This is a genomic window from Actinosynnema sp. NPDC059797 (genome assembly GCF_042732085.1).
GTDB lineage: Bacteria > Actinomycetota > Actinomycetes > Mycobacteriales > Pseudonocardiaceae > Actinosynnema.
Window position 1 is genome coordinate 1 of record NZ_JBHWIE010000598.1, and the last position, 1,216, is coordinate 1,216.

General features: G+C 58.0%; 1 rRNA gene (cut by a window edge). It reads left to right on the forward strand.

The features are described 5' to 3' along the window. Positions 1-1,216, forward strand: a 23S ribosomal RNA gene (locus ACFV4N_RS42225) (its annotated part continues 1,611 nt past the right edge of the window); the annotation flags it as partial.

Sequence of the window (1,216 nt, forward strand, 5' to 3'; positions counted from 1 at the left end):
GTGTTCCCAAGTAGCAGCGAGCTCGTGGAATTTGCTGTGAATCTGGCGGGACCACCCGCTAAGCCTGAATACTCCCTGGTGACCGATAGCGGACTAGTACCGTGAGGGAAAGGTGAAAAGTACCCCGGGAGGGGAGTGAAATAGTACCTGAAACCGTGTGCCTACAATCCGTCGGAGCCTTTAGGGGTGACGGCGTGCCTTTTGAAGAATGAGCCTGCGAGTTAGTGCTGCGTGGCGAGGTTAACCCGTGTGGGGTAGCCGTAGCGAAAGCGAGTCCGAATAGGGCGTGTGAGTCGCGTGGTCTAGACCCGAAGCGGGGTGATCTAGCCATGGCCAGGGTGAAGCGTGGGTAAGACCGCGTGGAGGCCCGAACCCACCAGGGTTGAAAACCTGGGGGATGAGCTGTGGTTAGGGGTGAAAGGCCAATCAAACTCCGTGATAGCTGGTTCTCCCCGAAATGCATTTAGGTGCAGCGTCGTGTGTTTCGTGCCGGAGGTAGAGCACTGGATGGTCTAGGGGGCCCACAAGCTTACCGAAATCAACCAAACTCCGAATGCCGGTACGTGAGAGCGCGGCAGTGAGACTGCGGGGGATAAGCTTCGTAGTCGAGAGGGAAACAGCCCAGAACGCCGGCTAAGGCCCCTAAGTGTGTGCTAAGTGGGAAAGGATGTGGGGTCGCCCAGACAACCAGGAGGTTGGCTTAGAAGCAGCCACCCTTTAAAGAGTGCGTAATAGCTCACTGGTCAAGTGGTCCTGCGCCGACAATGTAGCGGGGCTTAAGCACACCGCCGAAGCCGTGTCATTCAGATGTATGTCTGGATGGGTAGGGGAGCGTCGTTCAGCCATTGAAGCGCCGGAGGAATCCAGGTGTGGAGGCTGGACGAGTGAGAATGCAGGCATGAGTAGCGAAAGCAGAGTGAGAAACTCTGCCGCCGGATGACCAAGGGTTCCTGGGCCAGGCTAATCCGCCCAGGGTAAGTCGGGACCTAAGGCGAGGCCGACAGGCGTAGTCGATGGACAACGGGTTGATATTCCCGTACCCGTGTGAATGCGCCCCTGGCGAGGCTTGCGATGCTAACCGCCCAAAGCCTGGTTCGGGTCTTCGGATCTGTTCCAGTGTGGAGCGCGGGAACCGAGCTTGTAGTAGTCAAACGATGGGGTGACGCAGGAGGGTAGCTCCGCCAGTGAGTGGTAGTACTGGTGTAAGCGTGTAGGC